This window comes from Blautia sp. MB18-30 (genome assembly GCF_023669475.1).
Taxonomy (GTDB): domain Bacteria; phylum Bacillota; class Clostridia; order Lachnospirales; family Lachnospiraceae; genus Blautia_A; species Blautia_A fusiformis.
The window spans coordinates 25,349-45,857 of record NZ_JAMOYY010000008.1; the positions used below are offsets into that span (position 1 = coordinate 25,349).

The window sequence follows — 20,509 nt, forward strand, 5'->3', positions numbered from 1 at the left end:
GCTGCACAGCCATATCCTACTAATATGTAAAGGAGAACACGAGTATGGCAAAATTTGTAACAATTGGGGAGAGACTTTCAACAACAGCACCGGCAGTAAATAAAGCATTTACTGAGAGAGATCCTGAGCCGATCATCAAAAGAGCAAAACAGCAGCTTGATGCAGGCGCTACATATCTTGACGTAAACATCGGACCTGCTGAGAACGATGGCGAGGACCTTATGAAATGGGCAGTACAGCTCCTTCAGTCTGAGTTTGACAATGTTCCGCTTGCTCTGGATACTACAAACCAGAAAGCTATTGAGGCTGGTATTTCCGTATACAACAGAAGCAAAGGTAAACCGATCGTAAACTCTGCAGATGCTGGAGACAGAATTTCCAATATCGACCTTGCAGCAGCTAACGATGCGATCTGTATCGCACTTTGCTCTTCCGGTATGGTTGCATCAGACAATGACGAGCGTATGATGCACTGCCAGAACATGCTTGAGAGAGGTCTTGGCCTTGGTATGGAAGCAGAGGATCTCTGGTTTGATCCGCTTTTCCTTGTTGTAAAAGGAATGCAGGACAAACAGATGGAAGTTCTTGAGGCAATCAAGATGTTCTCCGAGATGGGTCTGAACTCCACAGGTGGTCTTTCCAACAACAGTAACGGTATGCCAAAACATATCCGTCCGATCATGGACTCTGCTCTTGTAGCTATGGCTATGATGAATGGTCTTACATCTGCGATCGTTAACCCTAACGACCTTCGTCTTATGGAGACAATCAAATCCTGTGACGTATTCAAGGGTAACACACTTTACGCAGATTCTTACCTTGAGATCTAATTTGGCGTGTGAACAAAACAGGAGCGCTGTTTCAGAGGCTGGGGGCTTCGGCCTTCAGCCTCTTTTTTACTAATATAGTTTAGTCTAACTCCCAACGCCACAGGTGGAAGACGAATAACTTTTACGAGGCGAGAAAGGTGGTTGCCGAATGTTTAAGGTGACTTTTGCTTTTGAAAATGGCAGTATGGTAGAAGCATTTGCCAATGCGGGGGATAATTTACTGGAGGTTGCTCGTAGTGCCAATGTGGCTATCGATGCACCATGTTCCGGAAACGGAGCCTGTGGAAAATGTCGGGTACAGTTAAAAAGCGGAGAACTGGACTCAAAGAAAACTCTTCATATTTCGGATGAAGAATATGGCGCAGGTTGGCGTCTGGCCTGTATGAGCAAGATCAGTGCAGATGTGGAGGTTCTTGTTCCGGATATTGCATCCGCATATAAGAGCCGAATGAAAGTGGCTGATTTGAGCTCAAAAGAAGAAATCGCTATTTTTGAAAATGCCAAGCATGAAGTTGAGATGGCTGGCATAGAACTTACAAACAGTCTTGATGTTGTGGAACTTCAGATGGATATTCCATCACTGGATGATACCATGCCGGATAATGAAAGACTGACCCGTGCACTTCAGAAGTTTATGAACCTGAAGCGTGTCAGAATTCCGTATGCGGTGCTTAAGAAGCTTCCAGATGTACTTCGTGAGAGTAAATTTTCTGTGAAGTGCGTGGTTCGTACAGCACCAAATGACATGTATGTTTATGATATTTTTGACAGTAAGAAAGATGTTGTGATCGGTGGTCTTGCTGTAGATATCGGTACCACAACCGTTTCGGCAGTCCTGATCAATATGGAAACAGGAGAGATCCTGGCCAAGAGTTCTTCCGGAAACGGACAAATCCGTTTTGGTGCGGATGTTATCAACCGTATCATCGAATCTCAGAAACCTGGCGGAAAGAAGAAACTTCAGGATGCGGTGATCAAAGAGACCATTAACCCGATGATCCATGAGATGTGCAGAAGTATTCATTTCCCGGAGAAACAGATCTACCGGATGTGTGTTGCTTCTAATACAACCATGAATCATCTGTTTGCAGGGATCAATGCGGATCCGCTTCGTATGGAACCGTATATTCCTACGTTTTTCAAAACAAATTCCTTGTTTGCATCGGATGTGGGAATTGAGATCAATCCGGATGCACATATTATCATGGCTCCGAATATCGGAAGCTATGTAGGTGGAGATATCACTGCCGGTACACTGGTAAGTATGATCTGGAACAGACCGGAATTTTCTCTGTTTATCGACCTTGGTACTAACGGAGAGCTTGTGTTCGGTAATTCCGATTTTATGATGAGCTGTGCATGTTCCGCAGGTCCTGCCTTTGAGGGTGGAGATATCAGCTGCGGTATGCGTGCTACAGACGGTGCTATTGAGGCATGTACCATTGATAAAGAAACTATGGAGCCGACATATAAGGTTGTAGGTGAACCTGGAACCAAACCGGTAGGACTTTGCGGTTCCGGTATCATTGATGTGATCAGTGAACTTTTTATGACAGGAATCATCAATCCGAAGGGAAAATTTGTCCGTGAGGGCAAAAGAATCCGTCACGATCATTATGGCATGGGAAGCTATGTGATCGCGTTTGAAGAGGAAGCCGGTTCTGCCAAGGATGTTGAGATCACAGAAGTAGATATTGATAATTTTATCCGTGCCAAAGGTGCTATTTTCTCTGCAATCCGTACTATGCTGAATTCTCTTGATTTCGATGTTTCCATGATCGATGACGTATATGTTGCCGGTGGAATCGGAAGCGGGATCAATATGGCTAATGCAGTACATATCGGAATGTTCCCGGATATCCCTCTTGAGAAGTTCCATTACATTGGTAACTCTTCTCTGACGGGTGCTTATCTGATGCTTCATTCCACATCAGCAGAGAAGAAAACCTATGAACTGGCTTCAAATATGACTTACCTGGAGCTTTCTACAGTTCCTACCTATATGGATGAGTTTGTAGGTGCATGCTTTATTCCGCATACGGACACAAATCTGTTTCCGTCTGTTATGGAAGAACAGCAGAAGAGATAAAGCAGACTAAAACAGCAGAGGTAAAACATGGCTTTTAGTATAAATGACTTGAATTATGAAAAAGACAGCAAAGAAAGAATGCCCTGGGAGCATTATACAGAGGAGTTCGCTAAGGCAGACCCGGCAGAAATTGCCGGACGTCTTTCACTTCCTTATGACGAAGAGAAGAAAGAACTGACTCTGAAATTCCTGGGAAGCGTTTATTATATTTCCTGGCCGGATTTTCAGGTAACTCATGAGGAAGATGATGCGGGATTTTATCCTCTTGAGGAAATGCATTATGCAAAGATCCTTGCTATCCGTTTTCTGCTGAACGGGAATGTATCTCAGGGAAGCGGAAGGTTTAAAACATACAGGGAAATGCCCTGGGGAGAGGTTTATCTCCGTCAGTTTGATGGCAGGTGCATCAAACGCCTGGCTTTCACATACGGAAACAGACTTAAGGATTTCAAGGAAATTATGGAACACATCCATGCGGTTCCCGTGGATCATGGAGATATTGCATACCAGGTGGAGATCTTTCCAGGATATGTAGTTCAGATGATCCTCTGGGAGGGCGATGATGAGTTCCCGCCGTCCTCACAGATCTTGTTTTCTGATAATTTTCCGGTTTCCTTTGCGGCTGAGGATATGGCCGTTATGGGAGACGTTATCATTGGGTCTTTAAAGGCATTTCTGAAATGTCTTTAAAAATAAAAAATAGTTAAGAACAGGATGGGACCTGTTTTTATAGAAATGCAGTTTTAAGGGATTAAAAACTGTAAAAATACCTAAAGGGAGGTAACATTATGGGATTTAAAAGTGACATCGAAATTGCACAGGAGTGCGAAATGCTTCCAATCACACAGATTGCAGAGAAGGCAGGTATTGATGACAAATATCTGGAGCAGTACGGAAAGTACAAAGCAAAAATTGATTACAATCTGTTAAAAGAGAGTGACAAGAAAGATGGTAAGCTGATCCTCGTAACAGCTATCAACCCAACACCAGCAGGAGAGGGAAAAACAACAACAACCGTTGGTCTTGCAGATGCAATGCAGAAAATGGGCAAAAAAGTGATGGTTGCTCTTCGTGAGCCATCCCTCGGACCGGTATTCGGTGTAAAAGGTGGTGCAGCAGGCGGCGGTTATGCACAGGTAGTTCCGATGGAGGATATCAACCTTCACTTTACCGGTGACTTCCATGCGATCGGTGCGGCAAACAACCTTCTTGCAGCAATGATCGACAACCATATCTTCCAGGGTAATGACCTGAACATTGACCCGAGAAAGATCACATGGAGACGTTGCGTGGACATGAACGACCGTCAGCTTCGTAATGTAGTAGATGGTCTTGGCGGAAGAACAAACGGTATGCCACGTGAAGACGGATACGACATTACAGTTGCATCTGAGATCATGGCAGTTCTCTGTCTTGCAAGCGACATCAAAGACCTGAAAGAGAGACTTTCCAGAATTATCATCGGATATACCTATGGTAAAGTTTCCGAGCAGAAACCGGTAACAGCTGGTGATCTTCATGCAGAGGGTGCTATGACAGCACTTCTGAAAGATGCCCTGAAACCAAACCTTGTACAGACACTGGAGCATGTTCCGGCAATCGTTCACGGTGGACCATTCGCAAACATCGCTCATGGATGTAACTCCGTAACAGCTACCAAGATGGCTATGAAACTTGCAGATTATGCTATCACAGAGGCTGGATTCGGTGCAGACCTTGGTGCTGAGAAATTCCTTGACATCAAGTGCCGTATGGCAGGCCTTCATCCAAGCGCAGTTGTTATCGTAGCTACTGTTCGTGCACTGAAATACAACGGTGGTGTTCCGAAGGCAGATCTGAACAACGAGAACCTTGAGGCTCTTGAGAAAGGTCTTCCAAACCTTCTGAAACATGTAAGCAATATCAAGAATGTATACAAACTTCCATGTGTAGTTGCTATCAATGCATTCCCGACCGATACCAAGGCAGAGCTTGACCTGGTTGAGGCAAAATGTAAAGAGCTTGGCGTTAACGTTGCACTTTCCGAGGTATGGACAAAAGGCGGCGAAGGCGGCATGAAGCTTGCTGAGGAAGTGATCCGTCTTGTTGAGGAGCCGAATGACTTCACATATGCTTATGAGCTTGAGGGATCTATCGAGGATAAACTGAATAACATCGTACAGAAAGTTTACGGTGGTAAGAAAGTTGTTCTTACAGCAAATGCTCAGAAACAGGCAAAACAGCTGGAAGCTCTTGGATTTGGCAACTGCCCGATCTGTGTAGCTAAGACACAGTACAGTCTGACAGATGATCAGACAAAACTTGGCGCACCGACAGACTTTGAGGTAACAGTACGTAACCTGAAGATTTCCGCAGGTGCAGGATTTATCGTTGCCCTGACAGGTGAGATCATGACTATGCCAGGTCTCCCGAAAGTTCCGGCAGCAACCAAGATCGATGTAGATGAGACAGGTAAGATCACAGGCCTCTTCTAATCGGAACATAAGATCAAAAACTACCGGAGGGGGCTTTTTATAAAAGCCCCCAATGGGCTCTAAAGAGTGCTAAAATAAGAATATAAGGAGGAGAGTCCTATGGGATTTTCTACCAGTACATGTACTGAATTTGTTGAGGTATTAAGCTCCAAGGCACCGGTTCCTGGCGGCGGCGGCGCTTCTGCTCTTGTAGGTGCGGTTGGTACAGCTCTTGGAAACATGGTTGGAAGCCTTACTGTTGGCAAGAAAAAATATGCAGATGTTGAGGACGAGATGTGGGAGCTGAAAAAGAAATGTGATCAGCTTCAGAAAGATTTCCTTCATCTGATCGAGAGAGACGCAGAAGTATTTGAGCCTCTTTCCAAAGCTTACGGAATGCCAAGAGAGACAGAGGAAGAAAAAGCAGAGAAAGCCCGCGTTATGGAGGCTGCTCTGAAAGAAGCCTGCTCTGTTCCGATGGAGATCATGGAGAAATGCTGTGAGGCCATTGAACTTATCGTTGAGTTCGGCGCAAAAGGTTCCAAGCTTGCGATCAGTGATGCTGGCGTAGGTGCTGCATTCTGCAAAGCTGCTCTTAAGGGAGCAAGCCTGAATGTATACATCAATACAAAGTCTATGGCAGATCGTGCGTATGCAGAGGAATTAAACAAAAAAGCAGACGCTATGCTTGAGAAATATACAAAGATCGCAGACGAGACATTTGACAGTGTTCTCGGAAGACTGAAATAGGAGGAACCAGACAAATGGCAAAGCAGTTATTAGGTAAAGAAGTAACAGCAGCTCTTAACGAGAAGATCAAAGCTAACGTTGCAGAGCTTCAGGCAAAAGGTGTAAATCCTACACTTTGCATTATCCGTGTTGGTGAGAATCCAAGCGATATTTCCTATGAGAGAGGAGCAACCAAACGTTGCGAGACTCTTGGGGTTGCATGTGAGAAGATTCTTCTTCCGGAGGACGTTTCCCAGGATGAGCTTCTTGCAACTATCGATAAAGTAAACAAAGATGACAAGATCCACGGCGTTCTTCTGTTCCGTCCGCTTCCGAAACATCTGGATCAGACAGTGATCGAGAATGCTCTTGCAGCAGAAAAAGACGTTGACTGTATGACAGATCTTTCCATGTCCGGTGTATTCACAGGCAAAAAGATCGGATTCCCGCCATGTACACCACAGGCATGCATGGAGATCCTGGATCATTACGGAATCGACTGCACAGGCAAAAAAGCTGTTGTGATCGGAAGAAGCCTTGTAGTTGGTAAACCAGCTGCAATGATGCTTGTTAAGAAAAATGCGACAGTTACCATCTGCCACACAAGAACCGTTGATATGCCATCCGTTGCAAAAGAGGCTGATATTGTTATCGTTGCAGCTGGCCGTGCTGGTGTTGTTGGGGCTGACTATGTCAGAGAGGGACAGACAATCATCGATGTTGGTATCAATGTAAACGCTGAGGGTAAACTTTGCGGTGATGTTGATTATGCGGCAGTTGAGCCGATCGTTGATGCGATTACACCGGTTCCTGGCGGAGTTGGAAGTGTTACAACTTCTGTTCTTGTAGGTCATGTAGTTGAAGCTGCAATGAGAAAAGCGCAGTAATAGCAGTAATAAAGGATTGATTATTTATATATGTACAGATTCCGAAATTGTTTTTGTTTACGGATGATGGTGCTTGCAGGCGTTCTGGTGTTCGGAACGCCTGCAGGTGTTTTGGCAGAGGATGTGGATCATTCCATGGAAGGGCAGATTTCGAAGCCGCAGTCATCCGGAGAGAGTGATACAGATAGTTTTGTGGATGATTCCACAGATAATACTTATGGATATTATACGATCATGGGGTGTACCACAGTGGATGTGGAGGATATGGTGGCGCAGTATGAGGCGCAGAATGTGGAGTATCCTTCGGATGTCCTGACAGAGGGTGGTGCACCGGATATTGATACGTTTTGCACGATTGTGATAGAGGAAGCGGATGCGGAGGGCGTCCGTGGAGAGGTTGTTTTTGAGCAGGCCATGCTTGAGACCGGATGGCTTCAGTTTGGTGGGGATGCCAGTGCGGTGCAGTTTAATTTTTCGGGGCTGGGAACTACCGGTGGTGGTGTTGCCGGTAATTCTTTTCCTGATGTAAGGACGGGGATCCGGGCGCAGGTGCAGCATCTGAAGGCTTATGCTTCTTCGGAGGAGCTGAACCAGGCTTGTGTGGATAACCGTTTTCAGTATGTGACTCGGGAGAGTGCACCTTATGTGGAATGGCTTGGGATTCAGGAGAATCCTTACGGCGGTGGTTGGGCCGCCGGGAGAAGTTATGGATATAAGCTTAGGAGTCTTCTGGCGGAGCTGAAGGGGGAGGAGTATACCTGGCCGGAGAGTACGGAGACGGTGGAGAAGTAGTGGTGGTGGCGAACGGGACGGTAGTGGCAGATGGGACGGCCCGGAAGGGAGTGCGGTTCTGTCCGCGGCCGGGCTTCGTCGGCGGCTAGATCTAAGGCGCCGGGATTCTGCTAAAACCATTTTCCAAAAGCCAGAACTCGCGGCTTTTTGCCGCTCAGACAGCTGGCTTTTGAAAAATAACGCAGAAGTCCCGCCGCCTAAGATCCAGCACACCTCCTGCAGAGTCGTCCGCAGACAGAACCGCACTCCCTTCCGGGCCTGTGCGTTGGTTGGGGTAAGTTGTCTGGCTAAACGATAGGATGTGGATGAGGGATGGAGGCGGGCTTTGCCCTGTCCTGGTTGATAAAATAATGGAGATGCAACCTTGAAGATTAAAGATCTAGGTTGCATCTCCGTTTTTTATTCAATCAAATTGAAATATTGGGGGAATTATATAGTGGAATATTTTGAGGTAGTTAGTTCAACTCCAGGTTTTCCAGTTCCTGTGAGGGGAGTTTTGGTTCTGAGCTGTCTACGTATTTTTTGAGGGCTTTGGAGGTTTTTGCGAAGCCGGCGTTGGTTCCGGCGCCTCCGATGCAGCCTCCGGGGCAGGCCATTCCTTCGATCATGCAGTTTTTGATCTTGCCGGCTTTTGCCAGAGTGAGGACTTTTTTGCATTCGGCAAGGCTTTCTGCGTGTTCGATGTGGACTGGTACATCGGGATAGTATTCCTTCAGACAGTTTTCGATGGCTCCGGCTACGCCGCCTGCAATGGCGTAGCCTCGTCCTGCTGCGGTTGCGGCCTGGGTTTCTTCCGGGAGCTCTTCGCAGGTGGATGGGGTGATGCTTTTGGCGTCGAACAGGCCCCAGAGTTCCTCGAAGGTGATCACGAAGTCTACATCACTTCTTACGGAATGTCGCATGGCTTCCAGTTTTTTGGAGGCGCATGGTCCGATGAAGACTACTTTTGCGCTGGGGTGTTCTTTTTTTACAATGCGGGCAGTTGCCACCATCGGGGTCAGCTCCTGGGAGATGTTGTCGATCATAGCCGGGAAGTATTTCTTTGCCATGACGGACCAGGACGGGCAGCAGGAAGTGAGGAGGAACGGGAGGTTGCCGGTGGCTACTTCTTTGGCGTAGTGGTGTGCCTCAGAGATGCAGCCGATGTCTGCGCCCAGTGCTACCTCGTAAATGTTTGAGAAGCCCAGCTGTTTAAGGGCGGAGCGGAATTTGCCTGGGGTGACGTCTTCGCCGAACTGATTGATATAAGCAGGTGCAACTTCTGCAATGATCTCAGTTCCTTCACGGAGGGCGTGGGAGAGCTGGAAGATCTGGGATTTATCGGAGATGGCTCCGAATGGGCAGCTGACCATACACATACCACAGGATACGCATTTGTCCTGGTTGATGGAAGCTCTTCCCTGTTCATCACTTTCGATGGCTTTTACACCGCAGGCGCGTTCACATGGACGTTCTTTATGGGCGATGGCATCGTAAGGACAGACTGCTTTGCATCTTCCGCAGTGGATGCATTTATCCTGGTCGATAAAGGATTTGCCGTCTACCATGGAGATGGCGCCTTTGGGGCAGGTGAGCATACAGGGATGGGCAACACAGCCACGGCACATGTTGCTGACTTCATATTTGTTGGATTCGCATGCGGAACATGCGGATGGGATCACCTGCATAAGAGGTGGCTCGTAATATTTCTCATCAATGTTGCTGGCTTTTACGCCGTCAGTCAGATGGACAGAGCGGTTCTCCGGACGGAGAGAAAGGCCCATGGCCAGGCGGACACGTTCGCTTGCAACAGCTCTTTCGCGGTAGATACTTTCACGGTATTTCGCACGTTCTTCTACGATGTTGTAGGGAATGGATTCAATATCGTGGATCAGGGATTCGTCCGTGGATTCAAATCCGATCTTCGCAATTTCTGTAAAAATCTTTCTTCGGATCTGTTTAACTGGTGTGTCGAGATTTCGCATAGAGTTTCTCCTTTTCAAAATAAGATTAATAAAATGTTTTCCACGCACTTTTCTTTCATATTAAAGTAAATGAGAAATAAAATCAATAACAGGAATGTTTTTTACCGGGAACATAAAGTAAATTTGTTCCTTTATTATCATAACTGTTAAAAATTGAACATTTTTTGGAGAAAATAGACACAAAACCAGTAAGCCATTGTAAACTTTTCAATATATTCTGAAAAAACCGAAAAAAGCACTTGTGGAAAATGACGATATAAGTTATAATTAAAAGCACAAAAATAGTGCAAAATAATGGTTTGCATAAACGCGCGGCACTGACAAAGTGTTAGAGTATCAACCTGTAATGGGAGCAGGCTGATCAAGTGGAAAATCTATGAGAAACAAGGAGGGAACCGAATGTTAGACCAGACGTATTACAAGAAAACGGATGAGATCATCGAGCACTACGGTCGGAAAGCTGCATCACTGATTCCGATCATGCAGGATATCCAGGCTGAGTATCGTTATCTCCCGGGAGAGCTTCTTACTTATGTTGCGGAACAGATTGGTGTAAAAGAAGCGAAGGCGTACAGCGTAGCCACTTTCTATGAGAATTTTTCCTTTGAACCGAAAGGCAAGTACATTATTAAGGTATGTGATGGTACTGCCTGTCATGTACGTAAGTCCATGCCTGTTAAGGAAGCCATGCTGAAAGAGCTTGGACTGACCCATAAGAAACATACAACGGATGATATGCTTTTTACAGTTGAGACTGTTTCCTGTCTGGGTGCATGTGGACTGGCACCGACACTGACTGTAAATGATGAAGTTCACCCGAAAATGACTCCTGAGAAGGCTGTTGAGCTTTTAAATGAATTGAGAGGTGAGAGCGTATGAGTATAACCAGTATGGAAGATCTGAAAAACAAACAGGCTGAGGTTAAGAAGAATCTTGATGGCTATACCTGCCGTGTTCTCGTCTGTTCCGGTACCGGATGTATCGCTTCCGGTGCTCAGAAGATTTACGAAGAAATGTCAAGACTCTGTGAAGGTATCGAGGGTGTTGCGGTTGAGATGCAGAAGGATGTTCCTCATGTAGGTATCGTTAAGACCGGATGCCAGGGATTATGTGAACTTGGACCTCTTATGAGAATTGAGCCATATGATTATCAGTATGTTCATGTTCAGGTAGATGACTGCCGCGAGATCGTAGAGAAAACCGTGATCTGCGGACTGCCGGTTGACCGTCTGTTCTATCGTCATAATGATGAGGCCTGTCCACATCCAAGCGATATTCCGTTCCTGAACCAGCAGACAAGGATCGTTCTTGAGAACTGTGGTAAGATCGATGCAGAGTCTATTGATGAATATATTTCCGTAGGTGGATTTTCCGCTATGGCGAAGGCTTTCTTTGAGATGACCCCGCAGGGCGTTATTGATGAGATCACAAAATCCGGTCTCCGTGGCCGTGGTGGTGCAGGTTTCCCTGCTGGCAAGAAATGGTCACAGGTAGCACGCCAGCCGGAGAAAGTACGCTATGTAGTATGTAATGGTGATGAGGGTGACCCGGGAGCTTTCATGGATGGTTCCGTAATGGAAGGTGATCCGTATAAGATGATCGAGGGTATGGTGATCGCCGCTTATGCAGTAGGCGCAGAAGACGGTTACATTTATGTACGTGCCGAGTATCCTCTTTCTGTACAGAGACTTCGAATGGCCATTGAGCAGGCAGAGTCTTATGGCCTTCTTGGTGATAATATCCTTGGTTCCGGTATTAATTTTCACTTACATATCAACCGTGGTGCCGGAGCGTTCGTATGTGGTGAAGGTTCTGCCCTGACTGCATCCATCGAGGGTAACAGAGGCATGCCTCGAGTAAAACCTCCGAGAACTGTTGAGCAGGGTCTGTGGGGCAAACCTACGGTTCTTAATAACGTAGAGACTTATGCCAACGTACCGAAGATCATCCTTCAGGGTGCTGACTGGTTCCACACCATCGGTACAGAGGGAAGCCCTGGAACCAAGACCTTCTCACTTACCGGTTCCATTGAGAACACCGGTCTTATCGAGGTTCCAATGGGAACAAGCCTCCGTCATATCATTTATGATATCGGTGGTGGCCTTAAGAGTGGTGCTGCATTTAAGGGTGTACAGATCGGCGGTCCTTCCGGCGGATGTCTGATCGATGATCAGATCGATCATCCTCTTGATTTTGATTCTGTTAAAAAACTGGATGCCATCATGGGCTCCGGCGGACTTGTTGTTATGGATGAGAATACCTGTATGGTAGAGGTTGCACGTTTCTTCATGAGCTTTACACAGCGTGAGAGCTGCGGTAAATGTGTTCCTTGCCGTGAGGGTACCAAACGTATGCTTGAGATCCTGGAGAAGATCGTTGCAGGTAAAGGTGAGCTTTCCGATCTGGATGAGCTGGAAGAACTTGCAAACATGGTTCAGAGTATGGCTCTGTGCGGTCTTGGTAAGAGTGCGCCGCTTCCGGTCATCAGTACTCTGAAGCGTTTCCGTGACGAATATGTAGAGCATATCGTAGATAAGAAATGCCGCGCGAAGGTCTGCACGGCGCTCCGTCAATTCCATATCAATCCTGAGTTCTGTATCGGCTGTGGCAAGTGTGCGAAGAACTGTCCGGCAGGTGCGATTTCAGGAAAGATCAAGCATCCACATGTAATCAACAACGACGTATGTATCAAATGCGGTTCCTGTAAGGATAACTGTAACTTTGATGCGGTTTATGTGGAAGCATAGAAGGGAGGATATCTTATGGGTACAATGACAATTGACGGAAGAAAAGTAGAATTTACCGACGAAAAAAATGTCCTGACAGTCATCAGGAATGCCGGTATCAATATCCCCACACTGTGCTATCATTCAGAGGTTTCCACCTTTGGTGCCTGTCGTCTCTGTACAGTTGAGGATGACAGAGGCAAAACATTTGCCTCCTGTTCCGAGCAGCCGAGAGACGGAATGGTTATCTATACCAACTCCGGTCGTATTAAGAAATATCGTAAACTGATCGTGGAGCTGCTTCTTGCAGCACATTGCCGTGACTGTACAACCTGTGTAAAGAGCGGCGAATGTATCCTGCAGGAGCTGGCACATCGCCTTGGCGTGCGGGATATCCGTTTTGAAAATACAAGAGAACAGCACGAGATCGATGACAGTTCACCGTCCATCATCCGTGATCCGAACAAATGTATCCTCTGCGGCAACTGTGTACGTGCCTGCGAGGAACTTCAGGGAATCGGAGCTCTTGGATTCGCATTCCGTGGAACAGAGGCCATGGTTATGCCTGCATTCAATAAAAAGATTGCTGAGACACAGTGTGTAAACTGTGGTCAGTGCCGTGTTTACTGTCCGACAGGAGCCATCTCCATTCGTACACATATGGATGAGGTTTGGGATGCACTTGCGGACAAGGATACCCGTGTGGTTGCCCAGATCGCGCCGGCAGTCCGTGTAGCAGTTGGTGATCACTACGGCCTCACAAAGGGCAGGAGCGTTATGGGCAAGATCGTCAACGCACTCCACAGAATGGGCTTTGATGAAGTATACGATACCACATTCAGTGCCGATCTTACTATTATGGAAGAGACCAAGGAGTTCTTAAACAGAGTAGAGAAGGGTGAGAACCTTCCGCTTCTGACCTCCTGCTGTCCTGCATGGGTGAAGTTCATCACAGATCAGTATAAGGAATATGTTCCGAACATTTCTACCTGCCGTTCCCCACAGGGAATGATGTCTGCGGTTATCAAGGAATACTTCCGTGATCCGGAGCATGCAGCAGGCAAGAAGACCGTTATGGTTTCCATTATGCCATGTACAGCCAAGAAGGCAGAGGCAATCCGCCCCAACAGCTTTACCGATGGCGAGCAGGATACCGATATCGTTATCACAACCACAGAGCTTCTCCGCATGATCGATAACTTTGGTCTTGATTTTGCAACACTGGATCCGGAAGCATGCGATATGCCGTTTGGATTTGGTTCCGGCGGTGGCGTTATCTTCGGTGTTACCGGTGGTGTTACCGAGGCAGTTCTTCGAAGACTGAGCCCGGATCACAGCAAGGAAGCCATGCATGAGATTGCAGAGTGCGGTGTTCGTGGTGAAGAGGGAATCAAGGAATTTACCGTACCGTACAAGGGAATGGATATCAATGTATGCGTAGCCAGTGGCCTTGCAAATGCAAGAACCGTTATGGAACGTGTAAAGAACGGCGAGGCAAACTATCATCTGATCGAGGTTATGGCATGCCGCCGTGGATGTATCATGGGTGGTGGTCAGCCGACCAGATCCGGTGACAGGACCAAGGCAGCCAGAGCAAGAGGTCTGTACAATGCAGACAATACCATGATCATCAAGAAATCCGATGAGAACCCGCTGGTTCTGGAGCTTTATGAGGGACTTCTCAAGGGCAAGGAGCATCATCTGCTTCATAATGAGTTCTATATCAAAGACTGATGTGAGGAATACAAAGGGCTGCTGTTCCTGATGAACAGCAGCATATAAGAAGCCTTCCGGGCATATACTGTGATATGCGGGAATTATCTTTTGCAGATGGTTTCCGGAGCTTACAGGCCAGTATATGCAGGGAGGCTTTTTTATATGGAAAACTTTCAGGTTTACCGTGATATCCAGGCGCGGACGGGCGGGGATATCTACATAGGGGTTGTGGGACCGGTCCGTACAGGAAAATCCACATTCATCCGGAGATTTATGGAGCTGATAGCACTGCCATCGATCAGCGAGGGAAAAAGAGCAGAACTTCAGGATGAACTGCCATTAAGCGGTGCCGGAAAAATGATCACCACCGTAGAACCCAAATTTATTCCAAAAGAAGCAGTGGAAGTATCCATAGGGGAAAACCAGAAAATCCGGGTAAAACTCATTGACTGTGTAGGCTTTCTGGTAAAGGATGCATCCGGAAATGTGGAAGAAGGCAGGGAGCGGATGGTCAAAACTCCCTGGCAGGAAAAAGCAATCCCGTTCCATGATGCAGCCCGCATTGGAACGGAAAAAGTGATCAGCCAGCATTCCACCATTGGGATTGTAGTCACAACAGACGGAAGTTTTGGGGAGATTCCCAGAGAAAATTTTATTCCGGCAGAGGAACAGACCATAAAAGAACTGAAAGTCCAGGGAAAACCCTTTCTGATCCTGGTAAACTCCCAGACTCCCTACAGTGAGGAAACCGGAAAAACTGTAAAACATCTGGAAGAGAAATTTGGAGTATCCGTTCTGGCAGTCAACTGTGAACAGCTTCGAAAAGAGGATGTGACCAGAATCCTGGAGAAGATCCTTTATGAATTCCCGGTCAGTGAGATAGAGCTTTTTGTTCCCAGATGGGTGGAGATGCTTTCTCCGGAACATGAGGTAAAGGCGGCTCTGTTAAATGAGATTCGGGAAAAGATGACCAGACTTACTCATGTGCGTGATGTAAGCAGAGAATCAGTATATCTGGAAAGTCCATATGTGGAAGATACATTGCTTGAGCAGGTCAGTCTTTCCGATGGAAAAGTCCGTATCCGGATCGCAGTAAAAGACATTTATTATTATCAGATGCTCAGTGAAATGAGCGGGATATCCATGGAAAGCGAATATGAACTGATCCAGACCATAAAAGAGCTTGCCTGTATGAAGGAACAATTTGTAAAAGTCCAGGCTGCCCTGGAAGCGGTAAAAGGAACAGGGTATGGGGTTGTGGTGCCTGAGCTTTCCGAGATCACTATTGAGGAACCTGAGGTGATCCGTCAGGGAAATAAATTCGGAGTAAAGATCCGGTCAAAAAGTCCGTCCATTCATATGATCCGGGCGGGAATCGAAACGGAGATCGCTCCGATCGTTGGTACAGAACAGCAGGCGGAGGACCTGATAAAGTATATCAGAGAAAGCCCGGAGCGAGGGGAAAGTATCTGGGAGACCAATATTTTCGGAAAATCCATCCAGCAGCTGGTGGAAGACGGAATCCGGAACAAGCTGGCCATGATCAGCGAAGAAAGTCAGGTGAAGCTTCAGGATACTATGAAGAAGATCGTAAATGACAGCAAAGGCGGACTGGTGTGTATCATCATATGAATGGAGAATAGAATTGCAAAGCAAAAAGGACGTTCTTCAGCAGACGTCCTTTTTTTGATGTTGTTTTTTCCATTCTGCGATAAACTGAAGCTGTTCCTGGTCAGATAGTTCCTGGGAAGCGGCGTCATTTCCTGCAGCGGCACAGCAGAAAAGAACAAAGATCTGGAGTCCGAAGAATACAAGAAAAAAGAGAAGCATAGAAAAACCTCCTTTATTTTTCAGATATGTTAAGTATTGGAGGAGATAATGTATTTTATACATTATATTGCAAGAAAATCAGAGCAATGCTATAATTATCACCGGGTATGAAGATTTTTAAAACAGGAGGAAAAGAAACCATGAAAAAGAGAAGATTCGCACAGCTTGTTCTTATGATCACAATGCTGTTTTGCCTGACATTTGGCACAGTGTGTGCGCAGGCGGCAACAACAGCAACCACAACAACCGCAAAAGCAGCTGTTAAAAATGGCTGGAAAAAAGAGGGCGGTCAGTATTATTACTACATCAAAGGTAAAAAAGTTACTAACAAATTAAAAAAGATCAATGGTGCGATATATTATTTAGGCTCGAATGGTGCAAGAAAGACCGGATGGTATACAGTAAAATCCGGAAATACCTACAAAACTATGCAGTTTGCTTCCAACGGAAAATACACTGGGAAATCCAAAAAAGCAAATGCAGAACTGATCAAGATGACAGATTCAGTGCTTCGCAGCCAGAAGATTTCTGCAAGTCTGACTACAACTGCGCAGAAAAAAACGGCTCTTCAGAAATTGTTTAACTGTTCCAAAAAATACGGATATATGAGAATGAAGGGCTTTGACGGAAAACCTTTGCAGTTTACAAAAGGTAAAAGCCAGATGTTTGCATATCTGACCATGGGAATGAAAAAAGGAAACTGCTACGGTGTTGCATCAGCCTTTGCAGTACAGGCTAAACGTGCAACAGGACTTCCGGTCCGTGTATGCTGGGGAAAAAGTAATGTATTTAATAAAAATAAATGGCAGCCACATGGATGGACAGAGATCAAGATTGGAAATACCTGGTATACATTTGATGCAAATGCAGCAGGAAACAAATCCAGAAAAGATGTTAAATATTATATGCAGAAATCTTCATCCATGAAAAAATACTATAAAACTGAAGGAAGAGAAGATATCGTTCTCTAAAGAACAGGAGCAGATTATGAAAAAGTGGACAAAGAAGATCCTGGCAGCAGTACTTTGTCTGATGATGCTCCAGATGCCGGCAGCTGAACCACTTATTGCGGTTCAGACTGTACAGGCAGCATCTACAGCCAAGGCAGCCAAGGTAAAAAACGGTCTCAAAAAAGAGGGCGGACAATACTACTATTATGTGAAGGGAAAAAAAGTAAAGAATACATGGAAAACCGTGACTGTCGCTAATAAGACTACCGGCAAAAAAATGACATACAGATACTATTTTTCCAACACCGGAAAGGCTTATAAAGGTGGAACATTCTTCGGGGAGAACTATCTCCTTGTAAAAAAGATCGGCGGGAAATACTATGGATTTAACCGGTATGCACAGATGGTAAAAGGCGTTTATTATTCCGCATATGGACAGTCCAGAGCCGGATTTTATGCTTTTAATACAAAAACCGGTGTATACGATGCCAGAACATCTTCAAGATTAAGGAAAGCATTTGTAAGAGAAAAGAGTTCTGCAGCACTGCGGAAAGCCCTTGGCAGACCTCTTCGTACCAGAAAGACAGATGGCTGTTATGGTGACGGACAGGAATATCTGTTGGAATACACAAGATTCTGGGTCAATACATACAAAGACAAAAAAGGGAAGGAAATCGTACTGGACGTGATCAGCAAATAAGATTCGCCAGACCGATAAATAAATATAATTATGGTTTTCAGTTCAATGGTATTTCTGTGTGTATTTCTTCCGGCTGCTTTTTGTCTGCATCTCCTTTTACCTGGGATGCGGGCCAAAAATTTTTTGCTTGTAGTGGCAAGTCTGGTCTTTTATGCATACGGAGAACCGATTTATGTAATATTACTGGTTGCTTCATCGGCGGGCAACTATATTTTAGCGCGCCTGACAGGGGAATGTCCGAAGATCCGTAAGCTCACAATGACATTGGCTGTGGTGATAAATCTCGGTCTTCTTGTGATCTTTAAATATTCCGGATTTCTGGTGGATACATTTAATTCTGTTACCGGTGCCGGAATTCCGGTTCCGCAGGTCCGGATGCCGATCGGAATATCGTTTTTTACTTTTCAGGCACTTTCCTACGTGATCGATGTTTATCGGGGAGATGCTTCGGTTCAGAAGAATTTCGGAAAGGTGCTTCTGTATATCTCATTTTTCCCACAGCTGATCGCGGGACCTATCGTCAAGTATCATGATGTGGAGGCGGAGATCAATAATCGTAAGCAGACGCCGGAGGAAATCGGAAAAGGAATCCGGCGTTTCATTGCAGGTTTGAGCAAAAAGGTTCTTATCGCCAATACAATGGGACTTGTGGCGGATAATCTCTTTGGTGCGGCAGCAACCGGAATCACCGGTCCGGGTGCTTGGCTGGGCGCAGTTTCCTATATGCTGCAGATCTATTTTGATTTCAGCGGCTACAGTGATATGGCGCTGGGACTCGGAATGATGTTTGGATTTCATTTCCATGAGAATTTTGATTATCCTTATATTTCTGCCAGTATCCGTGAATTCTGGAGAAGATGGCATATGTCTCTTTCAGGATGGTTTAAGGAATATCTGTATATTCCGTTAGGGGGAAACCGCAGAGGGAAATTCCGTACAGTGGTCAATAAAATGATCGTTTTTGTGTGTACAGGTATCTGGCATGGTGCCTCCTTTAATTTTCTGTTCTGGGGAATTTATCATGGCTTTTTCCTGATGCTGGAAGAGTATATCCCATTTATCGGGAAAAAGGGCGGAAAACTCAAGAGCTTTTTTCAGCATGTCTATGCACTTCTGGTAGTTTGTGTTGGCTTTGTGTTTTTCCGTGCGGACACTATGAAGCAGGGATGCTTCTGGATCAGAGAAATGTTTACGGATTTTGGATGGAAGGCTTCCGCAATGAGCCTTACACTGCAGCAGCTGACACCGGTATATCTTGTAACGCTGGCAGCGGCACTGGTCGCAGCAGTTCCGGTAAACAGCATGCTGAAAAAGTATAAATGGTATGAAGGCTTTACCTATGTATTAAGTCTGGCTGGTTTTGCGCTTTGTGTATTGAGCCTTGCCGGCGGAACCTATAATCCGTTCATCTATTTTCGATTTTAAGAGGAGGCAGAAAACATGAAAAAATTGCAGGTGCTTTATATTACTGCATTTTTTGCAGCTTGTCTTGTGCCATCTCTGGGGATGGCGGTGACAAAGCAGGAAGCATCGTCTGAAAACCGAAGACTGGCTGAGTTTCCTGAACTGAAAAAAGAAAACGAGATCAATACCCGTTGGCTGCCGGAAGCAGGCGAATATTTTCAGGAACATTTTGCGTTTCGAAATGAGCTGGTAACGGCAAATTCTCTTCTGAACGGGAAGATTTTCGGAGTATCTACTGCAGATGGTGTGATCCAGGGAACCGATAACTGGCTTTATTATAAGGATTCGCTGGAGGATTATCTTGGAGAGGAGCTTCTTTCCGAGAGAAGCCTTTTTAATATTGCACATACACTGGCCATGATGCAGGAGACATTGAATGAAAAAGGCGTGCAGTTTCTTTTTACTGTGGCACCTAATAAAAACTCACTCTATGGAGAGAACATGCCGTACTATGACAGCCTGAAGGTATCATCGGACAAAAACCTTGTTAATCTTCAGAAATATCTCAGACAGGAACAGGTTTCTTACGGAGATCTGTATGAGACTCTTTCAGAAGAGAAAGAAGTTCTTTATCACAAAAGAGATTCACACTGGAACAACAAGGGTGCTGCAGTTGCGGCGGAAACATTGCTGTCTTCTCTGAAAAAGGAGCATGTTTCCTATAAGAAGGAACCCTATACTATAAAAACAGATTTCACAGGAGATCTGGATGAGATGCTGTATCCTCTTGCAACGACACCGGAAGAGGAAGTTTATTATGACAGACAGACAACATTTGCCTATGTGGGAGAAGTGGGAAGTAATTTTGATCCGAAGATCACAACGGTAAATCCTGTGAAGGAAGGAAGTCTGGTCATGTTCCGTGATTCTTTTGGTAATGCACTGCTTCCGTTTATGGCAGATGCTTATTCCAGTGCGTATTTTTCCAGAGGAGTACCTTACCAGATGAGTGAAGTGGATGAGAAGAATGCAGATACTGTGATCGTGGAACGGGCAGAGCGTTTTCTCCCGGAAATGGCACAGTCACCGCCGATCATGGAAGGACCGGAGTGTCAGGTGAATGTTACGGAAGAAGATACGGTTCCTGCCGGTGCCGGAGCAGTTCAGTGCGAGATCCAGGGAAATCTGGAAAAGATCACAGGTTGTATTGAAGAAAAATATCTGGATACAGACAGCAGGATTTATATAAGATTGAACCATGATAAGATTTATGAAGCATTTCCGATGGATGTTTCCACAGAAGATGGAAAAACGGACAGCAGCGGTTTTTGCTTATATCTGGACCGTTCACTTCTTGCAGCAGACGGAAATCAGATCGAAATTCTTACAGGCAACAAAGATTCAGCCCGTATAATAGGCGGACTGACACTATAAAGGAG

Annotated in this window: 17 protein-coding genes; 15 read left to right on the forward strand and 2 right to left on the reverse strand. The window is 45.8% G+C overall.

Annotated elements, in window-relative coordinates; translation table 11 throughout:
* Window positions 1-44 precede the first annotated feature (44 nt).
* From acsE to NCY57_RS05420, 7 genes are all read left to right on the forward strand, one after another.
* Window positions 45-830, forward strand: coding sequence for a carbon monoxide dehydrogenase/acetyl-CoA synthase methytransferase subunit (gene acsE, locus NCY57_RS05390; RefSeq protein WP_015525295.1), 786 nt, complete (start codon window positions 45-47; stop codon window positions 828-830).
* Between the two features lie 148 nt (window positions 831-978).
* Window positions 979-2,919, forward strand: coding sequence for a corrinoid activation/regeneration protein AcsV (acsV, locus tag NCY57_RS05395; RefSeq protein WP_250789537.1), 1,941 nt, complete (start codon window positions 979-981; stop codon window positions 2,917-2,919).
* Between the two features lie 27 nt (window positions 2,920-2,946).
* Entirely contained in the window at window positions 2,947-3,609 is a 663-nt protein-coding gene (locus tag NCY57_RS05400; protein ID WP_022427073.1) for a DUF3786 domain-containing protein, read from the forward strand.
* A 98-nt stretch (window positions 3,610-3,707) separates the two neighbouring features.
* A complete protein-coding gene (locus tag NCY57_RS05405; RefSeq protein ID WP_250789538.1) occupies window positions 3,708-5,393 on the forward strand; it encodes a formate--tetrahydrofolate ligase in 1,686 nt (561 codons plus the stop codon).
* 99 nt (window positions 5,394-5,492) lie between these two features.
* The gene (locus tag NCY57_RS05410; protein WP_021977714.1) at window positions 5,493-6,122 is read left to right on the forward strand and encodes a cyclodeaminase/cyclohydrolase family protein; all 630 of its coding nucleotides are present in this window, start codon (window positions 5,493-5,495) and stop codon (window positions 6,120-6,122) included.
* A gap of 14 nt (window positions 6,123-6,136) precedes the next feature.
* Window positions 6,137-6,988: a bifunctional 5,10-methylenetetrahydrofolate dehydrogenase/5,10-methenyltetrahydrofolate cyclohydrolase gene (locus tag NCY57_RS05415; RefSeq protein ID WP_250789539.1), complete on the forward strand. Its 852-nt coding sequence runs from the start codon at window positions 6,137-6,139 to the stop codon at window positions 6,986-6,988.
* Between the two features lie 30 nt (window positions 6,989-7,018).
* Window positions 7,019-7,780, forward strand: coding sequence for a glucosaminidase domain-containing protein (locus tag NCY57_RS05420; protein ID WP_330638976.1), 762 nt, complete (start codon window positions 7,019-7,021; stop codon window positions 7,778-7,780).
* Between the two features lie 455 nt (window positions 7,781-8,235).
* On the opposite strand, the gene NCY57_RS05425 is transcribed toward NCY57_RS05420, so the two are convergent.
* Window positions 8,236-9,744, reverse strand: a complete 1,509-nt coding sequence (locus NCY57_RS05425; protein WP_250789540.1) for a 4Fe-4S dicluster domain-containing protein — start codon at window positions 9,742-9,744, stop codon at window positions 8,236-8,238.
* Between the two features lie 399 nt (window positions 9,745-10,143).
* Between NCY57_RS05425 and NCY57_RS05430 the strand changes: the two genes are divergently transcribed.
* The 4 genes from NCY57_RS05430 to spoIVA all read left to right on the forward strand — a co-directional run bounded on the left by NCY57_RS05430 (window position 10,144) and on the right by spoIVA (window position 15,818).
* Window positions 10,144-10,623 carry a complex I 24 kDa subunit family protein gene (locus NCY57_RS05430; RefSeq protein ID WP_021977710.1) on the forward strand — a complete coding sequence of 160 codons (480 nt, stop codon included), beginning with the start codon at window positions 10,144-10,146 and terminating at the stop codon, window positions 10,621-10,623.
* Window positions 10,620-12,491 (forward strand): NADH-quinone oxidoreductase subunit NuoF, encoded by a 1,872-nt coding sequence (locus NCY57_RS05435; RefSeq protein ID WP_021977709.1) that lies wholly within the window; start codon window positions 10,620-10,622, stop codon window positions 12,489-12,491. Before NCY57_RS05430 ends, NCY57_RS05435 begins: the two co-directional genes overlap by 4 nt.
* Before the next feature lie 15 nt (window positions 12,492-12,506).
* Window positions 12,507-14,204: a [FeFe] hydrogenase, group A gene (locus tag NCY57_RS05440; RefSeq protein WP_015525283.1), complete on the forward strand. Its 1,698-nt coding sequence runs from the start codon at window positions 12,507-12,509 to the stop codon at window positions 14,202-14,204.
* Window positions 14,205-14,348: 144 nt separating this feature from the next.
* Window positions 14,349-15,818: a stage IV sporulation protein A gene (spoIVA, locus tag NCY57_RS05445; protein WP_015525282.1), complete on the forward strand. Its 1,470-nt coding sequence runs from the start codon at window positions 14,349-14,351 to the stop codon at window positions 15,816-15,818.
* 36 nt (window positions 15,819-15,854) lie between these two features.
* Here the strand turns inward: spoIVA and NCY57_RS05450 are convergent, their stop codons facing one another.
* The gene (locus NCY57_RS05450) at window positions 15,855-16,016 is read right to left on the reverse strand and encodes a hypothetical protein (protein ID WP_015525281.1); all 162 of its coding nucleotides are present in this window, start codon (window positions 16,014-16,016) and stop codon (window positions 15,855-15,857) included.
* 140 nt (window positions 16,017-16,156) lie between these two features.
* Between NCY57_RS05450 and NCY57_RS05455 the strand changes: the two genes are divergently transcribed.
* From NCY57_RS05455 to NCY57_RS05470, 4 genes are all read left to right on the forward strand, one after another.
* On the forward strand, window positions 16,157-16,987 hold the full coding sequence (locus tag NCY57_RS05455) for a transglutaminase domain-containing protein (protein ID WP_158526449.1): 831 nt from the start codon (window positions 16,157-16,159) through the stop codon (window positions 16,985-16,987).
* 16 nt (window positions 16,988-17,003) lie between these two features.
* Window positions 17,004-17,666, forward strand: a complete 663-nt coding sequence (locus NCY57_RS05460) for a hypothetical protein (protein WP_129975026.1) — start codon at window positions 17,004-17,006, stop codon at window positions 17,664-17,666.
* A 132-nt stretch (window positions 17,667-17,798) separates the two neighbouring features.
* Window positions 17,799-19,091, forward strand: a complete 1,293-nt coding sequence (locus NCY57_RS05465; protein ID WP_330383065.1) for an MBOAT family O-acyltransferase — start codon at window positions 17,799-17,801, stop codon at window positions 19,089-19,091.
* A gap of 15 nt (window positions 19,092-19,106) precedes the next feature.
* Window positions 19,107-20,504 carry an alginate O-acetyltransferase AlgX-related protein gene (locus NCY57_RS05470; RefSeq protein ID WP_173739429.1) on the forward strand — a complete coding sequence of 466 codons (1,398 nt, stop codon included), beginning with the start codon at window positions 19,107-19,109 and terminating at the stop codon, window positions 20,502-20,504.
* Window positions 20,505-20,509 lie beyond the last annotated feature (5 nt).

Excerpts from the sequence above, each read along its gene's own strand:
- NCY57_RS05410 (WP_021977714.1), top strand. The coding sequence starts at position 5,493 with ATGGGATTTTCTACCAGTACATGTACTGAATTTGTTGAGGTATTAAGC.
- NCY57_RS05470 (WP_173739429.1), top strand. The coding sequence starts at position 19,107 with ATGAAAAAATTGCAGGTGCTTTATATTACTGCATTTTTTGCAGCTTGT.
- NCY57_RS05430 (WP_021977710.1), top strand. The coding sequence starts at position 10,144 with ATGTTAGACCAGACGTATTACAAGAAAACGGATGAGATCATCGAGCAC.
- NCY57_RS05420 (WP_330638976.1), top strand. The coding sequence starts at position 7,019 with ATGTACAGATTCCGAAATTGTTTTTGTTTACGGATGATGGTGCTTGCA.
- NCY57_RS05425 (WP_250789540.1), bottom strand. The coding sequence starts at position 9,744 with ATGCGAAATCTCGACACACCAGTTAAACAGATCCGAAGAAAGATTTTT.
- NCY57_RS05460 (WP_129975026.1), top strand. The coding sequence starts at position 17,004 with ATGAAAAAGTGGACAAAGAAGATCCTGGCAGCAGTACTTTGTCTGATG.
- acsV (WP_250789537.1), top strand. The coding sequence starts at position 979 with ATGTTTAAGGTGACTTTTGCTTTTGAAAATGGCAGTATGGTAGAAGCA.
- NCY57_RS05405 (WP_250789538.1), top strand. The coding sequence starts at position 3,708 with ATGGGATTTAAAAGTGACATCGAAATTGCACAGGAGTGCGAAATGCTT.
- NCY57_RS05440 (WP_015525283.1), top strand. The coding sequence starts at position 12,507 with ATGGGTACAATGACAATTGACGGAAGAAAAGTAGAATTTACCGACGAA.
- spoIVA (WP_015525282.1), top strand. The coding sequence starts at position 14,349 with ATGGAAAACTTTCAGGTTTACCGTGATATCCAGGCGCGGACGGGCGGG.
- NCY57_RS05415 (WP_250789539.1), top strand. The coding sequence starts at position 6,137 with ATGGCAAAGCAGTTATTAGGTAAAGAAGTAACAGCAGCTCTTAACGAG.
- NCY57_RS05450 (WP_015525281.1), bottom strand. The coding sequence starts at position 16,016 with ATGCTTCTCTTTTTTCTTGTATTCTTCGGACTCCAGATCTTTGTTCTT.
- NCY57_RS05435 (WP_021977709.1), top strand. The coding sequence starts at position 10,620 with ATGAGTATAACCAGTATGGAAGATCTGAAAAACAAACAGGCTGAGGTT.
- NCY57_RS05400 (WP_022427073.1), top strand. The coding sequence starts at position 2,947 with ATGGCTTTTAGTATAAATGACTTGAATTATGAAAAAGACAGCAAAGAA.
- acsE (WP_015525295.1), top strand. The coding sequence starts at position 45 with ATGGCAAAATTTGTAACAATTGGGGAGAGACTTTCAACAACAGCACCG.
- NCY57_RS05455 (WP_158526449.1), top strand. The coding sequence starts at position 16,157 with ATGAAAAAGAGAAGATTCGCACAGCTTGTTCTTATGATCACAATGCTG.